We start from the raw sequence: 15,088 nt of genomic DNA, 5'->3' as shown, positions 1-15,088 counted from the left end.
ACGGAAGACTCGAGCACCTCCGAGGCTCCGCCCTCGGCTTCCGGAACCTGACCAACTACGTTGCACGCAGCCTCCTGGAAGCAGGGGGATTCAGACCCCAACTACACTCCCAAATCGGATGAGCCGGAAATCGTCTGCCAACACCTCACCGTCGTTTGTGTTGCCGAGAGTCCGACAGCGTCCTGGGATACCGCCAGTTCCGCAGTCCTTGCTGAGGACCGCAGGGTGCTCACCAACAGACCGGAGCGCTTCACCGGTGTGAACGAACCCTCACGACGATAAATACAGCTCGAAACCGTGCCTCGCATCATGAGCCACTCTTCGGAAACAGACCCGGCCGCGACCTGGCCGACGCGCACTGCGGAATACTTCACCTGTCCGAGCTGCTGCTACCCGAACTGGCCAGCTATCTTCGTGACACCACCACAGTGACCAGGACCCTCGCAGAACGGCCTTGAGCGCTCAGGCCGAGTCTATGGGGCACCACCCACCGCATCGTCTACCCCCAGTCCTATGGCACCCCCGCAGCCGGCCCCAAAATAGGACTGGGGGTACAAAACGCAGCAGAACCCACAAACCAAAAATGGCCCGGCATCTGCCGGACCATTTTCACACCGTGCGCGAGGGGGGACTTGAACTGATCCGTTCCCCCTCGCACACGAAATCGTGAATCGGCGTTCTGCCGCATGATTCCGCGTTTTCTGCGAGGCCCACCTGTGGATAACTGCACCGCGATTCACAACCTAGCAGCGTCGGTAGCACATGAGTTAGCACATGAAAGCGGGCCGGATCACGAGAAGCGGCCTATCCGATGGCCACGCCAAAGAGTGCCCCAATGGCGTATGTGGCGATCATGGTCGCTGAGCCCATGACCACGTTCCGGAGAATTGCGCGACCGCGCGGCGCGCCACCGAGCGCAGCGCTGATCCAACCGGTGAGGAAGAGGCCGATCACAACTGCGATGGCTGCGATCCAAACTCGGTGTCCGCCGACGGGGAGCAAGATCATGATGAGTGGGATCAGCGCTCCAACGGCGAACGCAATGAACGATGACACGGCGGCTGCCCACGGGCTTGTGAACTCTTCATGGTCGATTCCGAGTTCGACCTCTGCGTGAGCGGCGAGAGCGTCCGTCTCGGTAAGCTGCACCGCGACCTGATGTGCGAGGTCATCTGAGAGGCCCCGCTGTCGATAGAGCTCGGTGAGTTCTTCAAGCTCCTCCTTGGGCATGGTTTCGAGCTCCCACCGTTCTTTTGCGATGAGCGCTTTCTCTGTGTCGCGTTGGGTGCTCACCGAAACATACTCTCCGCCAGCCATTGAGAACGCCCCGGCAACTACGGCGGCGATACCGGCCGTCGCGATTGCCAGTACGTTGTTTGGTGTAGCGGCAGCGACACCGACGACGACACCCGCGGTAGAGACGATGCCGTCGTTTGCGCCGAGCACCCCTGCACGTAGCCAGTTCAAACGTTGGCCCACGTTCTGCAGGTGGGCTTCGCCGGGATGCGGCGTGGTGCTTGATCCGGATGCCATATTGTTCATTTCCTGTCTTGGGTCGTGCTGAAGTGAAGTTGTTCCGTCGATGCGACTGGTGATGATCGTGTGATTCGCTCAGATCGTGGGCCGACTGCACGGAGTGCGCCGAGGATGGCCACCAGGTCAACGACTTCTTGCAGCCACGCGCCGAGGAGTGCTGGGAGGAACCCGAAGGCGGCGATGAGCATGAGGCCGACGCTGATGATGATGCCGAGCCAGATGCTTTGCAATGCGATGCGCACGGTGTCTTTGCCGATGCTCACCGCGCGCGGCAGGGCCGAGAGTGTGTCGTAGCGGTTCACGATGTCCGCAGACTCCGATGCTGCGGTTGCACCGCGCGCCCCCATTGCGAAGCCAATATCCGCAGCAGCGAGCACTGGGGCATCGTTGAGGCCGTCACCGACCATGATGAGCGGGCGGGGCTGCACGCTACTGACAATGCGAACTTTGTCGCCGGGGCGGCACTCGGCGTGCACCTCGCTGATTCCAAGGTGCTGTGCGATGGGTTCGGCGGTGGCTGCAACGTCTCCGGTGACCATGAGCGTACGCTCGATACCGAGTGCGCTCAGCTGACGGAGAGCCTGGGCTGCTTCTTCGCGCACTTGGTCGCGCATGACGATGGCTCCGGCGAAACGGCCATCGACTGAGACGTAGATTGCGAGTTCCCCTGGAGCAAGGTCTGCCAGCACGAGGTCCGGCGCGGAGTGGCGCACCCAGGAGGGCTTGCCGACACGAACCGTCACTGCCTCAGGTGCGTCAGGAGTGCGGAGCACAGCCGCGACTCCGTTTGTCGCGATCTCCTCGGCATGTTCGGCTTCGACGAGCGACAAGCCGTGCTGTTTCGCGGCCTGCACGACGGAGTCCGCAAGCACGTGAGAGGAGTACACCTCCGCTGAGGCTGCGAAACGCAGCAGCTCGTCTTCGCTGGCGCGGTCGGCGGGCAGAAGGCGTTCGAGCACTGGCTTGCCGGTAGTGATGGTGCCGGTCTTATCGAATGCCGCCGAGCGGGCTCGTGAAAGCTGTTCGAGAGTGCCGCCACCCTTCACGATCAGCCCGAACCTCGCGGCACGGCTCATGCCCCCGAGAAATGCGACCGGCGCGGCGATCAGCAGCGGGCATGGCGTCGCCACCACCAGCACCTCGGCAAACCGGACAGCCTCTCCACTGACCGCCCACGCGATCCCAGCGATCACGAGCGCGAGCACTGTGAACGGCACCGCGTACCGATCTGCGAGCCTCACGACTTTGGCTTTGCTGCCCGCGGCCTGTTCGACGAGCCGAACAATCTGCTGATACTCGCTCTCGGCGGCCGGAGCCGCGGCCCGCATGGTGACTGCGGCTTGTCCATTCACCGCACCGCTCGACACTTTCTCTCCCGCGTCACGCTCAACGGGCAGGCTTTCACCGGTCAATGACGACTCATCGAACACGGCGTGCTCGGAGACGAGGATCGAGTCCACAGGCACGAGTGCACCCGGCCGCACCAACAACAGATCACCCACCTCGACTTCTTCGACCGGTATGTCCTCGGTCGTGACCTCGGCAGTATGCCCGTGCATGTCCGCGCCGAGTGCGCTTGGGGCGAGAATGCGCGTGGCCTGCTGGGGTGCCTTACGCAGCAGCGCGGTCAGTTCCCGCTTCGAACGGTTCTCAGCGTAATCTTCGAGGGCCGCCCCGCCGGTGAGCATCAGCACCACCACGAGCGCCGCCCACGGCTCCCCAACGAGCACTGCAGCGGTGATTGCCGTCACCGCAAGAATGTCGAGCCCGGCGTGCCCTCGGATGAGCTGCCGGATCATCCCGACCGCCTCCCACCCGGCAATCACGAGCGCATACGCACCCACAATCCAGCTGGCCGACTCACTGGCCGGAGTCGCTAAGAGAACCAACCCGATCATAGCCACCAACAGTGTTGCGATCACGAGTGGATATGCCCTGACCAGAGATGAAAAACGGCTCATGCTTCAATCCTCCCAGGCGGGCACGCTTCTCGCATTGCAGGCCAGCCTCGTCTGAGTATCCGCGTAGCGCATTCAGAGCAGCAATGCCCCGGCTCCTGCGGCCCCGAGCACTACCGCCCATGCCGGTGTTTTCCAGGACGTGAGTGCGACGAACGCGAGTGCCGCGACGACGAGTGATGCGGCGTTCGTGACACCCGCGGTGAATACGGGGTCGTACAGCGCGGCGGCAAGCAGCCCGACGACTCCGGAGTTCACGCCCGTCAGCACACGCTGCACTCTCGGCGCACGACGCAACCGCTCACAGAAGGGCAGCACCCCCATCACGAGCAGCGCAGACGGCAGAAAGATCGCGAGCAGCGCAATGGATGCGCCGAGCAGCCCACTCGGGCCGCTCGTGGTGACCGCTCCGAGAAACGCGGCGAAGGTGAACAGCGGCCCTGGCACCGCCTGCGCGGCACCATACCCCGCGAGGAACGCACCCGGCTCCACCAGTCCAGTCTGCACTGTCTCAGCCTGCAAAAGCGGGAGCACGACATGCCCGCCGCCGAACACGAGCGACCCCGCACGATAGAAGGTGTCAATCAGGCCTACCGTGGCGTTGCCGGTGAACGCAGCAAGAATCGGCAACCCTGCGAGCAGCATGACGAACACAGCCAGGCTCAACCATCCGACTGCGGGCCGCAGGCGCACCCGGAAACGCGGTTCATCGTTCTCGGCCGTGCTCGGGGATCGACAGACGAAGAACCCCGCGATCCCGGCCAAGGCCATCGCGCCGAACATCGTCAGCGGGCCGGGTACGAGCAGCACGACAGTGAGCACCCCGACAGCAATCGTCGCTCGTCGCGCATCAGGCGTGAGTGACTTTGCCATCCCGAGCACAGCATGACCCACGACCGCGACCGCCGCAGCCTTCAGGCCCAGCACCCATCCAGCCTGCGATACGTCGCCAAGGGTCGATACGCCGAGCGCGAACCCGAACAGCAATACCGCAGATGGCAGTGTGAACCCGAGCCATGCCGCGACAAGACCGAGTATTCCAGCTCTCTGCAAACCGATCGCCATGCCGACCTGGCTTGATGCCGGGCCGGGAAGAAACTGGCACAATGCGACAAGATCCGCATACGCGCGATCACCCAGCCATCTGCGTCGCTCGACGAACTCTGCTCGAAAATATCCAAGATGAGCGACCGGGCCACCGAACGACGTGCACCCTAACCTCAAGAACACCAGAAGGACCAGCAATGGCGCGCCAAAGTCGGTTCGACGGCCACCTTCTGCGGATAACATTTCTTACTCAGAAATGGGGCACCATCCGGGACTGGCGCTACTAGCCGCGCTGCATTCACGCAGTGTTCACTCGCGGCTCAGAAGCCGTCACCGACTTACGCGAACCTTCCGTGTCGCACAGTGCGATTCTAAGATCGCTCTGCTGACTTTCGAATGAACGTATGCTACCGTGGTAGGTAACACAGTTTCTGTATTAGAAACATCAGGTGGTGGTCCTCATGCATGGCGGCGTGATCCTGTTCCGGAGAACCGGAGCCGACGCGCGCCGCTATGTCGAAGCTGACCGTTCCCGCGCTGACGATTACTACCTCGGGGACGACGCCTCTGTCGCGCAGTTCACGACCCTCGACAGTAAGGGCAACGTCACCGCTGCTCTCGGGCTCGACCCGGAGGCCTACGCCGGATGGGTGGACTGGGTGAACCCGGTCACGGGCGAGTCGATGGGAAAGCCGCGACTGCCTGGTCAGGGGCGGCAGGGATCGCCGCGGTTCGCGGAGATGGTCGTCAACGCCCCCAAGTCTTTGTCGATCGCCGCCGCACTCCACCCGGAGGTCTCCGATGCCCTCGACCTGGCGGAACAGGATGCCGTGGCGGAGATTCGGCGATGGATTGCCCAGCACTCCGTTACTCGCGTCGGCCCTCGCGGGAAGCAGGAGGTCGTGCCCGCCCGCGAGGTGCAGACGGTTGCCGTGTCGCACCGCACGAGCCGTGCGGGTGATCCGCATCGGCATATCCATTTCCAGATCGGCACCCGCGTGCAAGCGGCCGGGAAATGGCGCGCCTTGGATACGGCGGCGTTGTTCAAGCAGCAGGGAGCGATCCGTGCCCTCGGCACCGCCGTCATCGCCGCGCACCCCGAGCTCGCCGAGGTGCTCGACCGGCACAGCCTCACCCTCGACACCATGACGGGTGAGGTGGTCGAGCTCGAACGGTTCAACCCCGTGATGAGCAAACGCGGCGAGCAGGTGCGCAAGCATCTGGAACGGTTCGAGGCCGAATGGGAGGCGGCGCATCCGGGCGAGACGATGGGGCCGGTCGTCTCCGCCCGCCTCGCGGCGAAAGCGTGGGCGCACGAGCGCCCCGCGAAGAAGACCACCACCCTGCACGAGGAACAGGCGTGGATCGCGGAGTTACGGGAGGCCGGCTACGACCCCGACACGTTGCAACGCCCCGCCCCACGTGCACGGGTATCGCTCGATGACCTCTCCGTGCAAGAGGTGGCGAGTCGTGCACTCGATCGCTGCGCGGCAGGCGGGTCGGCGTGGACGCGGCACAGCGTGCAGGAGCACGCGACTCGCGTCATGACCGACTACGGCGTGCACGCCACCCCTGCCGAGATACGCGAGTTCGTCAGTATCGCAACGGGGTTGGTGTTGGAGGATTGCTTATCGATCCTCCCGCCCGGCGCACCGACGCCCGAGCATGTTGCGCACCTCACGAGCGTGCGGGTGGTGCAGGCCGAGACCGAGCTGCGCGACCTCCTCACCCAGTGCGCACCGAAGCGCGAACCGCGTCACCCCGACCTGGACGAGACCGCGCACGCGCACGGTCTGGACGCCGGGCAGACGATCGCGGCTGCCGCGGTCGCGTCGCGTGATCCGCTTGTGGTCGTGGAGGGTGCGGCCGGTGCGGGCAAGACCACGATGCTCGGCGCTGCAATCGAGGTCGCAGCGCAGCACGGTCGGGCGGCTCGAGTCGTGGCGCCGACGTTGCGTGCCGCGCAGGTCGCGCACGACGAACTCGGCGTGCCCGCGACGAGTGTTGCAGCGCTCGTGCACGCCCACGGCTGGCGCTGGAACGACGACGGTGTTTGGACGCGCCTCACCCCCGGCGACACCGACCCCGAGACGGGCCGCACCTACAACGGCCCGAACATGGAGGCGCGGCTTGCACGGGGTGAGCGGGTGATCGTGGACGAGGCCGGGATGCTCGACCAAGACACCGCCCTCGCCCTCCTCACCATCACCACCGAAGCGAAAGCGACGGTCGCGCTCGTTGGGGATCGTGCGCAGCTTCCCGCGGTCGGTCGTGGCGGGGTGCTCGACATGGCCGCGCAGATTCGGGGTCGCACGTTCGACATGGCCGAGGTGCACCGCTTCACCGACCCCGCCTACGCCGACCTCACCTTGCGCATGCGCGACGGCACCGACCCCGGCGATGTGTTCGACCGACTCAACGCCGAGGGGCTTGTACGGCTCCACGCCAGCGGCGAGGACGCGCATGCCCATGTCGCCCGGCAGCGGGAGGATGGTGAGGCGGTGACAGTGAGCACGAATGACGAGGCCCGCACCGTCAACGCCGCCATCCGCGAGGTGCGTGTCGCTCAGGGTGTCGTCGACGATACCCGCACCGTCTACGGCAGCGATGATCTCGCTATCGGGGCGGGTGATCTGATCCAGACGCGACAGAACGACTCCGGTATCGGGGTGGCGAACCGGCAGCAATGGATCGTGCAACACGTCGAGGACGACGGTGCGCTCCGCGTCCGCGAACACGGGAACGGGCGCAAACAGCAACACACCGTCCGCCTACCCGCCGCATACGTGGCCGAGCACGCCCACCTCTCCTACGCGGCAACCTCCTACGGGGTCCAGGGCGCAACCGTGACGGGAGCGCACACGCTCCTCACCGACGCCACGAGCGCCGCGAGCGTCTACGTCGGCATGACCCGAGGCCGCGACCACAACCTGTTGCACGTGGTGGCGGAGAGCGAGGCGGATGCGCGGGCGCAGTTCATCGAGGCGATGGCACGCGACCGCGCCGACCGCGGCCTCACCACCGCCACACGGCGCGCCACGGAAGCCGTAGCTGGGCTGACCGACGACGGGCCGGTGAAGTTCGTCAACGAGAAGATCGCCGCGCTGATGCACCGCGCCCAGACCGCCGAGGTGCAGGCGGCACGGTGGCAGCAGGTCGGCACCGCCCTCGCCGACCTCCGCGAACGCGAGACGGCTAGCCGGGAAAGGGCACGCGCGGCCGAGGAGGCGGCAAGGCAGCGGGCCGTTGAGGTGCGTGGCGAGGTCGCCGCCCCGGTCGTATCAGCGGCAGAGGCGGCGCTGAGCGACTGGCAGGATGCCGACGCCGCCGAGCAGAGAGCAGCCGATCAAGTACAGGCAGTGTCGTGGTTCGGGAAGCGTCGTGCCCGCACCGACCACGAAACCGCGCAGGCTCGCGCCCAGCAGGCACGCCAGCATCTCACGGACGAGTGGGGCGGCCCGCCGAAGTGGAGCGAGAACAGCGAGGCGTGGATGCAGCGCGTCACCGGGCCGTTGGTCGACGGCGACTCCCGCGTGACCGAGGCTGAGCGCGAGCACCGGGAAGCGCGCGACGCCCTGGTCGGTCGGCCCGAGCAGGCGCAGATGGCTCGGTTGGCAGCGTACGCGCGCGCGTTCGGCACTGAGAGAGTGCACCGCAATCGAGAGAACTACCTCAACGCCAATCCCGCGCAGCAGGCGGCGCGGGCGGCACAGGCGGCGAAACAGGCAAGGGAGGACGCCGAGCTGCTCGCCACCCTCACTCCTGCAGAGGCGACGGCGAGGATCGAGCAGAGCCAGTCTGAGCAGGCCGCGCGCGAGGCGCGGCGTGTCGAGCGGGAGCGCGCGCTTCTGCACGATGTCGAACAGGAGCACCGCACCACGCCCCGCCGCGAGGGACCGGGCCTGAGCTTCTAATCTGTCGTGAACGCGGCTACCGACGGTGGTCCTCGACTAGAGTTCCTTGTCTCTCAGCAGGAGGAAGCCGGGATTCCGGTTCCGAGTGTCTGCGGGTCTAGAGCTGCCGCGAGCATGGTCAGGATCTCGGGCACGATCGCGTAGTAGGCCCACTTGCCACGCTGCTCGCGGGTGACGAGACCGGCGTCGACGAGCTGCTTCATGTGATGGGAGACGGTGGGCTGGGAGAGGCCGACCGGCTCGGTCAGATCGCACACGCACGCCTCCCCGTCGGACTGCGCGGCGATCATCGACAACAACCGGACCCTGGTCGGATCACCCAGCGCCTTGAACATCCGCGCCAACCGCTGCGCGTCCTCGACCGCGAGCACACCGCCCGTCACCGGGGCGCAGCATCCTCCGGCATCAGTCGCGATCAGCGGTAATGAGGTCGTCATGATCCTGATCCTACGGCACGCATTGACAACTGTCGATACATCGAAGAGTATCAATGCGTAGAGATGCACGATCCCGAGGAGTAGATGATGAGCGAGAACACCGAGCTGCGCGAACAGATCCGCGCCCGCTATGCCCAGGCCGCGACCGCGGTCACCGGCGGCACCCGCAATGCCGACCTCCTGATCGAGGAGACGCCTGTCTCCTCGTGCTGTTCGAGCGTGCCTGCTGCCGAGGGCACGGGCTCGGATTCGGGTTCGTGCTGCGCCCCGACCGAGCGGAGCTTCGGCGCGGGCCTCTACGACGAGGCCACCGCGGCCGGTCTGCCCCTCGAAGCTGTTGAGGCGAGCCTGGGCTGCGGCAACCCCACCGCGGTCGCCGAGCTCCACGAGGGTGAACGCGTCCTCGATCTCGGCTCCGGCGGCGGCATCGATGTGCTGCTGTCTGCCCGTCGTGTTGGGCCGACCGGGTTCGCCTACGGGGTGGACATGACTGACGAGATGCTCGCCCTGGCCGAGAAGAACAAGACCGAGGCCGGTGCGGAGAACGTCGAGTTCCTCAAGGGCACCATCGAGGAGGTGCCGCTTTCGGACGGGGCGGTGGATGTGGTGATCTCCAACTGCGTCATCAACCTCTCCACCGACAAGCCCGCCGTGCTCGCCGAGATGTTCCGCGTCCTCACCCCCGGCGGGCGGATCGGGGTCTCCGATGTCGTCGCCGAAGACCGCCTCACCCCCGGGCAGCGGGCCGAACGCGGCTCCTACGTCGGCTGCATCGCCGGAGCCCTCTCCCAGACCGAGTACCTCGACGGACTCGACAAGGCGGGGTTCACGGATGCGAGCGTGAAGTTCACCCACGAGGCCGCGGACGGGATGCACGCCGCGATCATCCGAGCCACCAAACCCACCAACTGAACTGACGAGGAGATAGAGCGTCCCGATGCCCGCACCCCAGAACACCACGAACACTCCAGCGCCTGCGGCTGCGGCGACGCGGCGGTTGTCGACGCTGGATAAGTGGCTGCCCGTCTGGATTGGGCTGGCCATGATCGCCGGCCTCCTCCTCGGACGCTTCATCCCCGCCCTGGCCGACGTGCTCGCCCGGATGGAGGTCGCGGGCATCTCGGTGCCGATCGGCCTGGGCTTGCTGGTGATGATGTACCCGGTGCTGGCGAAAGTCCGCTACGACAAGATCGCCGCCGTCACCGGCGACAAGAAGCTCTTGGCGTCGTCGCTGGTGCTGAACTGGCTGCTCGGCCCCGCGGTGATGTTCGCCCTCGCCTGGGTATTCCTGCCCGACCTGCCCGAGTACCGCACCGGCCTCATCATCGTCGGCCTCGCACGCTGCATCGCGATGGTCGTGATCTGGAACGACCTCGCCTGCGGCGACCGGGAAGCAACAGCGGTGCTGGTGGCGATCAACTCGATCTTCCAGGTCGTGATGTTTTCCGTGCTCGGCTGGTTCTACCTCACGATACTCCCCGGCTGGCTCGGCCTCGACACGCAGGGCTTGGACGTCTCGGTGGGGCAGATCGCCCTCAACGTGCTCGTCTTCCTTGGTGTGCCGCTGGTCGCGGGGTTCGCGACCCGGTGGATCGGCGAGAAGCACCGCAACCGCGAATGGTACGAAGAGAAGTTCATCCCGCGCATCGGGCCGTGGGCACTCTATGGACTGCTGCTCACGATCGTGCTGCTCTTCGCCCTCCAGGGCGAGGCGATCACGCAGAATCCCCTCGATGTGGCCCGGATCGCGCTGCCGCTGCTGGTGTACTTCGCGCTCATGTGGTTCGCGGGCCTCTTGCTCGGCAAGGGCATCGGCCTCGGCTACGCCCGCTCCACGACGCTGGCGTTCACCGCGGCGGGCAACAACTTCGAGCTCGCCATCGCCGTCGCCATCGGCACGTTCGGCGCCACCAGTGGACAGGCTCTCGCTGGGGTGGTCGGGCCGCTGATCGAGGTGCCCGTTCTTGTCGGTCTCGTCTACGTCTCCCTGTGGGCTGCACGCCGTTGGTTCCACACCGACCCCTACCAGACAGAAACGAGCCCCAGATGACCGCCGAAGCCATACCGTCCGTGTTGTTCGTCTGCGTCCATAACGCCGGACGCTCCCAGATGGCCGCCGCCTTCCTCACCCACATCGCCGCGGGACGCATCGAGGTTCGCTCCGCCGGGTCCGAACCCGCCGATCACCTCAATCCGGCTGTCGTGGAGGCGATGCGTGAGGTCGGCATCGACATCACGGCCGAGCGTCCGAAGCTGCTCACCATCGACGCCGTGGAGACCGCCGATGTGGTCATCACGATGGGCTGCGGCGACACGTGCCCGATCTTCCCCGGCAAACGCTACGAGGACTGGCAGCTCGACGATCCCGCCGGCCAAGGCCTCGACGCCGTGCGTGCTATACGCGACGACATCGCATCCCGCATCCGCGACCTCGTTTCTGAGCTCACCTGACACCAGATCGCGCCTATACAGAGGGCTCGTCTCTCGGATGGGGTGTCCTACCGTCCGAGGGTCGGCGGTTCGCGGCGGCTGGTCGGGCCAGGGTGTTCCGGCCAGTCTGGCAGTTCAGGCGGCGCTGCGAGCCGTCTTTGGGGCGGCAGTAGCCCGGTCGGTAGCACCCGTTCCAGAGGCTTCCGCCGTGCCCGCTGTTCCCGTTCCAGTTGACCGAGCGGCGCGCCGGGCGTCTGACTCAGGGTGCGAATCATGGTCTGCGCGTCACGTTGGAGACCGATGTAGGCCGGAGCGGTCTCCCGTCCGAGGTAGCCGGGGCGTGCCTGGGCTTTGGCAAAGACGGCGTCGTAGCCCTGCAAACAGTCAAACGCCTCGCGCACCCTAAATGGGCGGTGCTGTTCCCGGCGAAGCACGGCTGCCGCCTCAGCGGGCCGTTCCCAGTCCCCGGCGTCGGTGCGCGTGTTGTCGAACAGGAGCTGTTCGCGGGAGAACACCTGCATCCGTTGGACGTGCGGGAGCGCTTCGAGCGCGGCCACAACGCCCGCCGACTCCAACAGCGCGCTTTCGTGAGCTTGGGGCGGTGTCCAGCGACCCACGGCCGGGTATCCGGCGTCGAGGGAACGCATCTCCGCCGACAGTCGGGAGACCGCCGCCGGGGTCGCCACCGCGACGACCTCGACCCGGTACCCGGCTTCGGCGAACCGGGTCGCGGTGGCGGTGACCATGCCCACGTCGCGGAACGTGCCCTCCAACAGCACCGAGTACCGATGTGCGAGCGCGTGGTCCAGGGCCAGGCTGACGAGGCCGCCCGAGACGGGGGCGGTCGCGGCGGGCATCTCCAATGGTGCGTGATCGGCCAGGCGCGCATAGTCGGGGTGGTACTCGCGCAGATCATCTCCGGTGATCTCGACCAGATCATCGGCGGCGTGCTCGCGGAGGATCACTCGCTGTGCCCGTGTCTTTCCCGGCGCCGGTTGCCCGCCGAGGAGCACCAGAACGGGAGCTGCTTGGTCGGGAGCGTGCCCGGTAAAGAGTTCGTCGCGAACGTCAGCGTCGAAGGCCTGGGCGAGCCAGGCGTGGGAGCCGACCGGTTCGGTCACTCGGTGCCAGTGAGGGCGAGCTTTTCCAGCCGCCACACTTCGTCTTGTGCGATGAGCCCGGCCCGGTCGTCCGCGTCCAGTGCCCGGACCTGCTTCTTGACCAGGCGGCGTCGCGCCGCCCAGTGATCGCGCTCAGTATCATCGGCGGCGTCGTTCTTGCGGGTGAGGAGGATCGAGGAGAGCACCGAAGCGGTGTGCCGAGCGATGTCGTAGACCATCGCGTCGGAGACATGCTCGAAGTCCGCCCGCGCCTGCGGCGGCTGGGTCAGGATCGTGTCACTCATGCGCTCCTCCGTTCCTCATCTACTAGGAGTTTACCGCGGTCGACTGACCGTGCCCAGGGCGGTGGTGCCGATTCGGCACACCCGGCAACGTCTCATCCGTCCTCGGGGCGGACATCGGCGAACAGGGCGAGGAACTTCTCGCGCGGGATCACGACCCGGCGGCCGAGCCTGACCGAGGGGATCGTGCCCTCGTTGATGCTCGTTGTGATCGTGCGGGGATCGACCCCGAGGGCTTCGGCGGCTTCTTTCCGGGTGATGACCAGGCTGCGCCGCCTGCGCAAGTCTTCCATGTCGAGAGTGCTCTGCCGCATCATCACACCATCCGTTCCAGTTACGCGCGCGCCGGGTGCATACCAAGATAGAACGACCGGGCTTGCGCTGTCAAGCATCGCGTTGTAGATTTCTTACATGGAAACAGAACGAGTACGGGGCAACCCCGCAGGCATCACGAACACGCACGTCGCCAACAACATCCGCACCGCCCGGCAGGCGATCGGCATGGACTTGCGCACCCTCTCCGACGGCATGGCACAGGCCGGGCGGAAACTCTCCCCGTCGGGGATCAGCAAGCTAGAGGCCGGAGACCGCCGCGTCGACGTGGACGACCTCATCGTCATCGCCTACCTGCTGCGCACCAGCCCCGCCGCGCTCCTGACCCCGCCAGGGAAGGCGACGACGCTCACCGGCGTACCCGACGACTACGAGCCGGAGGAGATCGACCGGTGGATGCGCGGGGAACTCGTGCTCACCGACGAGGGCCTGTTCAACTACTGGCAGCAGGAATGGGTCATCTGCACCGACCGCATCCACTACCTCGAAACCACGCTCGCGGGCATGACTGCACCGAGTCAGGACGATCCTGAGAAGCCGCAGGCGCATCCCAAGACGATTGCCGCCTACCAGGAGCGCTTGGAGACAGCGCGGGCGCGAGCGCGGGCGATCCGGGAACGCGGCGTGCAACTCGATCCCGAGGGGCGCGTGTTCAACGCCGCCGACTACATCGACAACTACGCCCAGACCCACCAGCCCGGACAGACGACAGCAAGGAGCACCCTGTCATGACCATTAAGACCCCATCCGGTGCCGATGAGCGCGGCGGGGGTGAGAAAAAGCAGCGGCGTTCCAGGTCGCGGCATCAGGGATCGCTGGGCGGCTACCAGACCCGCAAGGGCAAGCGGTGGAAGTTCCAGATCTATGTGCTCATCGACCCCGAGAAGCCCGAGCTGGGCGAGAAGCGAGTCACCCGTGGCGGGTTCACCGACCTCGAAGAAGCCCAGGCCGCCCTCACCGAGGCATTGAAGAAGAAAGCGAAGAACGAGAAGTTCCTCGGCAAGGTGCCCACCCTCGCCGTCTACGCCGATCACTGGGCCGACAGCCTCCGGTTGGCGGACTCCACGATCAAGGGGTACCGGAAGATCATCCGCAACCACATCACCCCCGATCTCGGCAAGATCAAGCTCGACAAGCTCACCGCAACCCGCATCGGCTCCCACTACCGAGAGCTGGAGAAGCACGGCCGCAAGGACGAGCATGGCAAGGGCAAGCCCCTCTCAGCCAACAGCGTCCACAAGGTGCATGTCGTGCTCGGAGCGATCCTCGATGCCGCGATCGACGACGGGCTGATCTCGGTGAACCCGTCGAAGAAGCGCCGCACCGTCAACGCGCCGAAATCGAGCGAGGTGCGGGCGCAGAAGCCCGAGATCGTCACCTGGACAGGCGAGCAGTTGCACACGTTCCTCACCTGGAACCGCGACGACCGGCAAGACGAGATGTTCCCGCTGTGGCGGCTCATCGCCTACACCGGTATGCGACGCAGCGAAGCCCTCGCGCTGAAGTGGAACGACATCAACACCAGAACAGGTCGTGTCAGCATCCGTCGCGCGGTCAACACCGAGGACTGGACGGAGACGAAGACCACGAAGACGGGCAACGCCCGCGTGATCGACGTGGACGCCGCGACCCTTAAGGTGCTCGCCTCGTACAAGGTCGCACGCGCCGAGGTGTCGTTCGAGCTGGCGAAAGCCGACGCCTATGTCTTCGGTGACGATGACGGGAAGCTGCGCTCACCCGACGCGATGACGAGCCGCTGGGATCGCCGCATGAAGTGGCTGAGCAAGCAGCACCCGAGCCTCCCGCGGGTCACGATCAAGGGGCTTCGCCATACGCACGCCACGCTCCTGCTGGAGCTGGGCGAGCATCCCAAGGTGGTGCAGGAGCGCCTCGGGCACTCCACCATCACCACCACGATGAACATCTACAGCCATGTCACCCCGACGATGCAGAAAGCCGCAGCCGACCGCTTCGCACAGCACCTCGGGAACGCTTAGCACATATTTCAGCACATGGCATGAAAATGACCCC

The 15,088-nt window shown here is 65.9% G+C and carries 13 protein-coding genes; 6 read left to right on the top strand and 7 right to left on the bottom strand.

What is annotated here, in order from left to right; all coding sequences use genetic code 11:
- Window positions 1-804: 804 nt before the first annotated feature.
- From NQ038_RS13935 to chrA, 3 genes are all read right to left on the bottom strand, one after another.
- Entirely contained in the window at window positions 805-1,542 is a 738-nt protein-coding gene (locus NQ038_RS13935; protein ID WP_373456828.1) for a VIT family protein, read from the bottom strand.
- A complete protein-coding gene (locus tag NQ038_RS13930; RefSeq protein ID WP_257062840.1) occupies window positions 1,539-3,497 on the bottom strand; it encodes a heavy metal translocating P-type ATPase in 1,959 nt (652 codons plus the stop codon). The genes NQ038_RS13935 and NQ038_RS13930 overlap by 4 nt, the downstream gene beginning before the upstream one ends.
- Before the next feature lie 72 nt (window positions 3,498-3,569).
- Window positions 3,570-4,784 (bottom strand): chromate efflux transporter, encoded by a 1,215-nt coding sequence (chrA, locus tag NQ038_RS13925; RefSeq protein WP_257048962.1) that lies wholly within the window; start codon window positions 4,782-4,784, stop codon window positions 3,570-3,572.
- Window positions 4,785-4,990: 206 nt separating this feature from the next.
- On the opposite strand from chrA, the gene mobF reads away from it, so the two are divergent.
- A complete protein-coding gene (gene mobF / locus NQ038_RS13920) occupies window positions 4,991-8,455 on the top strand; it encodes a MobF family relaxase (RefSeq protein ID WP_257062837.1) in 3,465 nt (1,154 codons plus the stop codon).
- A 53-nt stretch (window positions 8,456-8,508) separates the two neighbouring features.
- Here the strand turns inward: mobF and NQ038_RS13915 are convergent, their stop codons facing one another.
- On the bottom strand, window positions 8,509-8,892 hold the full coding sequence (locus NQ038_RS13915; protein WP_054682430.1) for a helix-turn-helix transcriptional regulator: 384 nt from the start codon (window positions 8,890-8,892) through the stop codon (window positions 8,509-8,511).
- Window positions 8,893-8,979: 87 nt separating this feature from the next.
- Here NQ038_RS13915 and arsM point away from each other — a divergent pair, with 87 nt between their 5' ends.
- Genes arsM through NQ038_RS13900 form a run of 3 tightly spaced genes read left to right on the top strand, consistent with a single transcriptional unit; the run spans window position 8,980 to window position 11,343 of the window.
- Entirely contained in the window at window positions 8,980-9,804 is an 825-nt protein-coding gene (gene arsM / locus NQ038_RS13910; RefSeq protein ID WP_054682429.1) for an arsenite methyltransferase, read from the top strand.
- 25 nt (window positions 9,805-9,829) lie between these two features.
- Window positions 9,830-10,942: an ACR3 family arsenite efflux transporter gene (arsB, locus tag NQ038_RS13905; protein ID WP_257048958.1), complete on the top strand. Its 1,113-nt coding sequence runs from the start codon at window positions 9,830-9,832 to the stop codon at window positions 10,940-10,942.
- Window positions 10,939-11,343: an arsenate reductase ArsC gene (locus NQ038_RS13900; RefSeq protein WP_054682427.1), complete on the top strand. Its 405-nt coding sequence runs from the start codon at window positions 10,939-10,941 to the stop codon at window positions 11,341-11,343. The genes arsB and NQ038_RS13900 overlap by 4 nt, the downstream gene beginning before the upstream one ends.
- A gap of 47 nt (window positions 11,344-11,390) precedes the next feature.
- Here the strand turns inward: NQ038_RS13900 and NQ038_RS13895 are convergent, their stop codons facing one another.
- From NQ038_RS13895 to NQ038_RS13885, 3 genes are all read right to left on the bottom strand, one after another.
- Window positions 11,391-12,443: a zeta toxin family protein gene (locus tag NQ038_RS13895; RefSeq protein WP_257062836.1), complete on the bottom strand. Its 1,053-nt coding sequence runs from the start codon at window positions 12,441-12,443 to the stop codon at window positions 11,391-11,393.
- Complete coding sequence (locus tag NQ038_RS13890; protein ID WP_054682425.1) at window positions 12,440-12,727, bottom strand: hypothetical protein; 288 nt, start codon at window positions 12,725-12,727, stop codon at window positions 12,440-12,442. Before NQ038_RS13890 ends, NQ038_RS13895 begins: the two co-directional genes overlap by 4 nt.
- A gap of 92 nt (window positions 12,728-12,819) precedes the next feature.
- A complete protein-coding gene (locus tag NQ038_RS13885; protein ID WP_257062835.1) occupies window positions 12,820-13,017 on the bottom strand; it encodes a helix-turn-helix domain-containing protein in 198 nt (65 codons plus the stop codon).
- Window positions 13,018-13,135: 118 nt separating this feature from the next.
- Here NQ038_RS13885 and NQ038_RS13880 point away from each other — a divergent pair, with 118 nt between their 5' ends.
- Both NQ038_RS13880 and NQ038_RS13875 read left to right on the top strand, forming a co-directional pair.
- On the top strand, window positions 13,136-13,789 hold the full coding sequence (locus NQ038_RS13880) for a helix-turn-helix domain-containing protein (RefSeq protein ID WP_257062834.1): 654 nt from the start codon (window positions 13,136-13,138) through the stop codon (window positions 13,787-13,789).
- Window positions 13,786-15,054 carry a tyrosine-type recombinase/integrase gene (locus NQ038_RS13875; protein ID WP_257062833.1) on the top strand — a complete coding sequence of 423 codons (1,269 nt, stop codon included), beginning with the start codon at window positions 13,786-13,788 and terminating at the stop codon, window positions 15,052-15,054. The genes NQ038_RS13880 and NQ038_RS13875 overlap by 4 nt, the downstream gene beginning before the upstream one ends.
- Window positions 15,055-15,088: the final 34 nt, after the last annotated feature.

Source organism: Brevibacterium sp. 50QC2O2, from assembly GCF_024580675.1.
GTDB lineage: Bacteria > Actinomycetota > Actinomycetes > Actinomycetales > Brevibacteriaceae > Brevibacterium > Brevibacterium moorei.
The sequence above is the reverse complement of the archived record's forward strand: the minus strand, read 5'-3'. Positions and strand labels throughout refer to the sequence as shown.

Coding starts and splice junctions, on each gene's coding strand:
- NQ038_RS13900 (WP_054682427.1), top strand. CDS start 10,939: ATGACCGCCGAAGCCATACCGTCCGTGTTGTTCGTCTGCGTCCATAAC.
- NQ038_RS13885 (WP_257062835.1), bottom strand. CDS start 13,017: ATGGAAGACTTGCGCAGGCGGCGCAGCCTGGTCATCACCCGGAAAGAA.
- chrA (WP_257048962.1), bottom strand. CDS start 4,784: ATGTTATCCGCAGAAGGTGGCCGTCGAACCGACTTTGGCGCGCCATTG.
- NQ038_RS13880 (WP_257062834.1), top strand. CDS start 13,136: ATGGAAACAGAACGAGTACGGGGCAACCCCGCAGGCATCACGAACACG.
- arsB (WP_257048958.1), top strand. CDS start 9,830: ATGCCCGCACCCCAGAACACCACGAACACTCCAGCGCCTGCGGCTGCG.
- NQ038_RS13890 (WP_054682425.1), bottom strand. CDS start 12,727: ATGAGTGACACGATCCTGACCCAGCCGCCGCAGGCGCGGGCGGACTTC.
- arsM (WP_054682429.1), top strand. CDS start 8,980: ATGAGCGAGAACACCGAGCTGCGCGAACAGATCCGCGCCCGCTATGCC.
- NQ038_RS13915 (WP_054682430.1), bottom strand. CDS start 8,892: ATGACGACCTCATTACCGCTGATCGCGACTGATGCCGGAGGATGCTGC.
- NQ038_RS13930 (WP_257062840.1), bottom strand. CDS start 3,497: ATGAGCCGTTTTTCATCTCTGGTCAGGGCATATCCACTCGTGATCGCA.
- NQ038_RS13875 (WP_257062833.1), top strand. CDS start 13,786: ATGACCATTAAGACCCCATCCGGTGCCGATGAGCGCGGCGGGGGTGAG.
- NQ038_RS13935 (WP_373456828.1), bottom strand. CDS start 1,542: ATGAACAATATGGCATCCGGATCAAGCACCACGCCGCATCCCGGCGAA.